The following is a 5822-nucleotide window of genomic DNA, read 5'->3' as shown; positions in this document are numbered from 1 at the left end:
TTGCGCACCCTGCCCGGCGGACGCGAACTCCTGCGCCGCGGGCGGTGTCTCAGTGCTCGGTGCGGAGTCGGCGGGCGGGGGAGTAGCCGTGTCGGCCGAGTCGTCCGACACGGGCGTGTGCTGCGGTGTGGCGGTGCTGGCAACGCCGATGCGTACCGGACGCTTCTTGCGACCCGATCCGGACGATGCCGGCTTCGGGGAGCTGATGATCGACGTCGGCACCGTCAACCCGATCTCACGCAACTGCTGCGCCGTCCACCCGCCGTCGAGCGCGCTACGCAACGCGGCAGTGACCGCGTCCTTGGCCTTCTCCACGGACTTGGCCGACGAGCGTTTCGCGGCCTGAGCTTCCTTGATCGCCGCTTCCGCGGCCGCACGCGCTTTCGCGTCCTCTGCTTCGGCCTCGACGACCTTCTGCTGCGCCTCGGCGATCGCATCGACCTTCGCGATGCGCTCGTTGATCGCCGCTTCCGCGGCCGCGCGGATCGCGCCGGGGTCCAATTGGGTGACAGTCATGGTGAGTGTGGGCCTTTCTCGTAGAACCGACCGCCCGCAGACACGGGGAGAGTCGGTGAGGTGCACGTGATCGACGTTCGGCGGAGGGCCCACACGGCACCGCCAGAACGCACTGCGAACTCTACCGCCCGAGCGCCGCAGAGCACACCGGTCGCACAAGATGCACCACCCGACATCCGAGCGTGTGCGGCAATCGGGCCGTCCACGAAACCTCGTGCGGTGCGACTTCCCGGAAGCCGTACGCGGTGTAGAGCGTCCGCAGTGTCGTCGCCGATGCGGCCACCGCCGCACAGACACGCAAGCCTTCCGCGTCCGCGAAGTCCAACACCCGCCGCGCAGCCACACGCGGGCGCGGCGACGCTCCCGGCCGAGGCGCATCGAGATACGCCCACCCCTCCGCCACGAGGCACCCGTCGCCCATTCGTACCGCGATGGTCTCGGCATCCTCGCCGACCGCGACGAACCGCACCGTCGCACCGCCGATACGAGTGAGCACCACTGCACTCACAGCCAGCGCAACCACCGCGACCGCAGCCAGCGCGCCCGACACCGCCAGTCCCGCGGGTACGGGCGGCAATTGTTGCACGGCGGACACCTCCGAGATCCACCAACTGCACACCGCAATCACGGCCAACCCGCCGGCGATGAGGCCGACCGCTCGCGCAGTCGGCCGTAGCCTTCGTCTCGTTCTGCGCCGAGCGGCCCATCCGGACGCGTACGCCAGCTTCGCGGCCGGCCACCCCGTCACTGCCGTCACCGTTGCGTGAGGGGACGAGGCGGTCACAGCCGCGATCAATCGACTCTGCACATCGCTCATGAAGGGCACCGTATCGGCGGCACCGGACACCACGAACAGGTCGACCGACCGAGCGCACACTTGAACAGACAGGGGACGGGTGCGGTGCCCCCAACTGTGCACCGGCCTGAACCCTCATATGGATGCCCGAGATTCCTCCCACCGCTCCGCTCGATCTCAGGCACCCACACTCGGGGCCGGACACACAGATAGGGGACATCGCACCCACGCGGTAGTCGCGGAGGGACGACGGCCGGGCGATCGCGCTGTGGTCCTGTCGTCGGACATCGAGGGAATGACTGATCACGACGCTGGCTCGGCACCGTCAGTTGCAGGTCTGTCCACCCGGTGAGTGGACATCAGTCGCTCGGCCTCTGCCAGCTCGATGCCGACGAGCTGCGCAGCATGCGCCAGGGAACTCTCCGCCGTCACCAGCTGCACCAACTCGGCAGCCATCACCTGTTCGGCCGCGTCCCGCTGGACCCGCGCCGCTGCGAAGCGACGAACAGCGCTCTCACGTTCCCGCACTGCTGTACCCGCCGCGCGGGTGGCCTTCTGCCATCCCCGCTCACGGGCGGCTACCCGATCTCCTGTCGACCCCATGACCCCGCTGCCTCTCCATCTCCTGATCCCCGAGACCTCAGTTCCGACCGCCCCAAGTCTGTGACCTGGCCGAAGAGTCCTGAGGGTTGGCCCGTACTGCACAGGCTTCGCCTGCCAAAAGCCTAGATGATTTACACACCTCTTGCTGAATTTCAGACTTTGGGGGGTTTCGGCCTTCCGCCTGCCCGCCTGCGGCGTCTAGGGTGGCGGTGTGATGACGCTCCACGTACTGCACGCGGGCGATGGCTACGAGTACCTGACCAAGCAGGTGGCCACCGCTGACCGCGAACGGGAGCACGGCCAAGATCTGACCGATTACTACACCGCGCACGGCACACCGCCGGGTGTCTGGTTCGGTGCCGGCCTGGACAATCTCGAGCAGATGCAGGCCGGGATCGACCCGACTGCGGCCGCGTCGATCACCGGCGGTGGGCAGGTGTCCGAGCCGCAGATGAAAGCACTGTTCGGTAGCGGGCTGCATCCGAACGCCTCGGCGTTGATCGAAGATTCAATTACCAAGGGCACGAACGAGAAAGCCGCGCTCAAAGCGGCCCGACTCGGCCGTAAATTCCCCGAATTCTCCAACGACATCGAACTGCTCCGCGAGCACAAGGCAGCGGTAGGGGAGTTCCGCAGCGAGCACGGACACGCGCCGTCGAAAGCGCAGTCGCAGCAGATCATGGACGAGGTCGGCACCCGGCTGTTCACCGACGGCCACGGCCGCCCACCGGAAGATCAGCGCGAGCTCCGGTCGTGGATCAGCGCGCAGAAGTCCCGCGTCCGCCAGCCCGTGGCCGGCTACGACCTGGTGTTCACCCCACCAAAAAGCGTGTCGGTGATGTGGGCGCTCGCCGACGACGGCACCCGCCGAGAAATCGAGCGCATCCACAAAGAGACCGTCACCGACGCCCTCGGCTGGATCGAGACGCAAGCGTGCTTCACGCGCACGGGCAACACCAGCCAGGAAGTCCAGGACACCACCGGTCTGGTCGCGACCCTCTACGACCACTACGACTCCCGCGCCGGGGATCCGAACCTGCACACCCACGCCGTCGTCTCGATCAAGGTCTGCACCGAATCCGACGGCAAATGGCGCGCCCTCGACGGGTCGATCCTGCACCGGTACGCGGTGCCGGCCTCGCAGCGCTACAACGCCACGATCATGTCCAAGCTGCACACCGAACTCGGTTTTTCCCTCGCTGCCCGCTCCACAGGTCACGGCCGGCAGGACGTCGTAGAAATCGAGCAGGTCCCGCGCGAGCTGTGCGAGATGTTCTCCTCGCGCCGCAGCCAGATCGAAACGCGCAGAGACCAGCTCGTCGCCGAGTACCGCGCCGAACACGGCCGGATGCCGTCCCCGAAAGCGATGTACTCGCTCTACCAACAGGCCAACCTCGACACCCGCGCCGGCAAGCAGGAACCGCAGACGCTGCGCGAGATGCAGAACGCCTGGCTCACCCGGTCCGTGCAGATCCTCGGTACCCCACGCGACGTCGACGCTCTCGCTGCGGGGTGGCAACAGGTCCAACGAGACCACGCCTCCGGCGTGCGCGAGGTCGGCGAGCACATGCGCCCGCTCGACTCACTCGACATCGAAGCGGCCCGCGTGATCGAACGGTTGGAGAACGCGCGATCGAACTGGGCGATCACCCACGTCCACTCCGCGGTCGATGCGAACTTCGCGGCCGTCGCGTTCACCGACGACACCGCCCGCCGCGCTGCCACCGCCGCCGTCGTCGACCGTGTCCTCGCAACATCGGTACACATGCCGCTCCCCGAGCTGCCCGCACCGCCGACAGCGCTGCGTCGCCGCGACGGCGAGTTCATCCTGACCCGCCCCGGTACCGCCCTGCACACCTCCCAGGGCGTGCTGTCCGCAGAACGTTCTCTGCTCGAGGCCGCACAGACCCCGGTCGCGTACATCGCCCCGCAGGCCGCGCTCGACAAGGTCATCACCGCCGCCGCGAAAGGCAAGGACGGACGCACCCTCAACGCCGGGCAACGCGAACTCGCCGAACATTTCGTCGGGAGCGGCACCCTCGTTGCGGTCGGTATCGGACCGGCCGGCACCGGCAAGACCACCGCCATGAAGGCCGTGACCGACACCTGGAAGAAGGCCGGACATCAGGTCATCGCCCTCGCCCCGTCGGCCGTTGCAGCGGAAACCCTCGGTGAAGAAATCGGCGTCACCGCACACACTCTCGCCACCCTGACCTACCCGTGGCGCGGCGTCGACGGCGGACACGCGGGCACGCTGCCCGAGCACATCGACATCCCTGCCGGTGCGATGCTGCTCGTCGACGAAGCGTCCCTCGCCTCGACCAAAGACCTCGCCGCCATCACCGAGATCGCCGCAGCCAAAGGCGCGGTCGTGCGCCTGCTCGGTGACCCGAACCAGCTCGACGCCGTCGAAACCGGCGGCACCCTCCGTCTGCTCGCCGAGGAGACTCGTGCGCCCGAGCTGACCACCGTCGTGCGGTTCGGCGACGACACCGAACAAGCCGAGAACTCGCTCGATCTGCGGCACGGTGACCCGGCCAGTCTCGGCATGTTCTACGACCGCGGTTGGGTCCACGACGGCACCGCCGCCGAGATGAAAGACGCCGCAGCATCGGCGTACCTCGCCGACGTCGGGGCAGGAAAGTCCTCGATCGTCATGCTCTCCACCCGCGACGACGTCCGCGAAGTCAACCTCGCGATCCAAGCCCACTTCCGTGGACACGGAGCCGCCGACGCAGTCCACACCGTGAGACTGTCGGACGAGCTCGACGCCGGAGTCGGTGACACCATCCTGACCCGCCGCAACACCCGCGCCCTGCGCACCAAAGGCGGTCGGCGTCGGAACATGTTCGTCCGCAACGGCGACCTGTGGACCGTCACCGCCGTGGGCAACGACGGCTCGCTGACCGTCCGCAGCAAAACCCACGACGGCACGATCACCCTGCCGGCCGACTACGTGTCCGGCTTGACCGAACTCGGCTACGCCGCCACCGTGCACCGCAGCCAAGGCATCACTGTCGACACCTCGCACACCGCCGTGAGCGCGACGACCAACCGAGCCGGGCTCTACGTCGCACTGACCCGCGGGCGCACCAACAACGAGCTGTACGTGCCCGTCGAACCGGGCGTCACCCTCGACACCGAAGGAATGCACCTCTCGGAGATCGACACCCCGAACTCCCGCGAGGTCCTCACCCGCATCCTCGCCAACGACAACGGCCACAAGGCCGCCATCACCGCGATACGCGACGCCGCCGAACACGCGAACAGCCCCGACCGTCTCCGCGAGGCATACCTCGCCGCCCACACCCGGCTTCGTGATCACTGGCTCGACACCGTCCTCGACCGGGCACTGCCGGCAGCGCTCCTGGCGACCGCGCAAGCCGAACACCCCGCAAGCCTCGCAGCACTGCGCGCGACCCTCGCCGAGATCCACGACCGCGGAGACAGTGCCCGCCACGTCCTCGTCGACGCACTCGCCGCCGGCGAGCTTCACTCCGCACGCGACGTCGCGAGAGTGCTCAACTCACGGATCGTCGAGGCCCGCAGCTCTGCCGCCAACACCGACATCGACATCGACACGGTGGCCGGCGCTACCGGGCGGCCGGAACACGAGCTGCCCCCGCTCCCACCGCGCACACCCGGCACGGACAAAGAGCTCGATGACTACGCCCGACTCGTCGCCGACCGCTACACCACCGTTCGGCCGGCACCGGCCGAGACCGATGGCATCGGCCGACGGATCCGCGACTACGACGCCGCTCGCGCCGAACTCGACACCGCACGAGTCCAGCGCCCCATCCAGGCCGCATTCGACCCCGCGACCGCCGAACGCCTCATCGCCGAACCCGGCGTGCATCGCCTCGGTCGGCACCTGCGCACCGCGGCGCTGGCGGGACTGTCACCG

Annotated in this window: 3 protein-coding genes and 1 pseudogene; 1 reads left to right on the top strand and 3 read right to left on the bottom strand. The window is 68.3% G+C overall.

Features of this window, described 5'->3' with window-relative positions:
• The 3 genes and pseudogenes from WA965_RS25445 to WA965_RS25435 form a co-directional block, all read right to left on the bottom strand.
• Positions 1-516, bottom strand: a pseudogene (locus WA965_RS25445) (hypothetical protein); the annotation flags it as partial.
• Between the two features lie 121 nt (positions 517-637).
• Complete coding sequence (locus WA965_RS25440; protein WP_526448190.1) at positions 638-1102, bottom strand: hypothetical protein; 465 nt, start codon at positions 1100-1102, stop codon at positions 638-640.
• A 513-nt stretch (positions 1103-1615) separates the two neighbouring features.
• Positions 1616-1915: a hypothetical protein gene (locus WA965_RS25435; protein ID WP_526298246.1), complete on the bottom strand. Its 300-nt coding sequence runs from the start codon at positions 1913-1915 to the stop codon at positions 1616-1618.
• Positions 1916-2129: 214 nt separating this feature from the next.
• On the opposite strand from WA965_RS25435, the gene mobF reads away from it, so the two are divergent.
• Positions 2130-5822, top strand: a 3693-nt coding sequence (mobF, locus tag WA965_RS25430; RefSeq protein ID WP_526448189.1) for a MobF family relaxase, incomplete at its 3' end; no start/stop codon positions are given.

The organism is Mycobacterium sp. (assembly GCF_049683935.1).
GTDB lineage: Bacteria > Actinomycetota > Actinomycetes > Mycobacteriales > Mycobacteriaceae > Mycobacterium.
The sequence above is the reverse complement of the archived record's forward strand: the minus strand, read 5'-3'. Positions and strand labels throughout refer to the sequence as shown.

Bases quoted from the DNA above. Each gene is read 5' to 3' on its own strand.
- WA965_RS25435 (WP_526298246.1), bottom strand. From the start codon at position 1,915: ATGGGGTCGACAGGAGATCGGGTAGCCGCCCGTGAGCGGGGATGGCAG.